The sequence below is a fragment of the Ruegeria sp. BJ6 genome (assembly GCF_056537885.1).
Genome location: NZ_JBQFSG010000032.1, coordinates 1 through 540 on the forward strand (window position 1 = coordinate 1; position 540 = coordinate 540).

The following is a 540-nucleotide window of genomic DNA, read 5'->3' on the forward strand; positions in this document are numbered from 1 at the left end:
CTTCCCGCCGATTCTGTTGAAAAACAACGTGTTGCAGTCGCAGAATGGGGTGACCTGAGCACGGCACGAGCGCCTTTCTGGTCAGGCGTTTCGCGTTTGCTGCGGTGCGGGAAAGATTTTCGCCAATTTGCGGAGGTTCTGGGCGGTGGCGGCGAGGAGGAATTCGTCATTTGCGCCGCACGGTCCACGTAATCGGAGCCGTCCAAGGCCTAGGATGCGCTTGAGGTGGGCGAAGAGCATCTCAACTTTCTTTCTGAGCTTCATCGCAATCTGGTACTCTTCAGTTTTGGCCAGATCTCTGGCGACCTGGCGCGCATCTTCGTGCTCTTCGCGGGTGATTTTGCGTGCATCAGCGTTGGGGCAGCATCTTTGTTTGGACGGACATACCTGGCAGACTTCTTTCAAGGCGCGATAGCGGGCTGTGCCCTTGCCCGACGGCCCCCGGTTTGGATCAGAGTAATTCCGGCGGAACTGTTTAAGCGCGTGACCCTCTGGGCAGATATATTGATCATGCTCAGCGTCCCATTCGAAGTCTGTGCG

Annotated in this window: 1 protein-coding gene; it reads right to left on the minus strand. The window is 56.9% G+C overall.

The genetic code is table 11. The features are described from left to right. Positions 1-81 precede the first annotated feature (81 nt). Positions 82-540 (minus strand): transposase (locus ACR0D6_RS22550; RefSeq protein ID WP_480767161.1); only part of this gene is annotated, 459 nt, incomplete at its 5' end.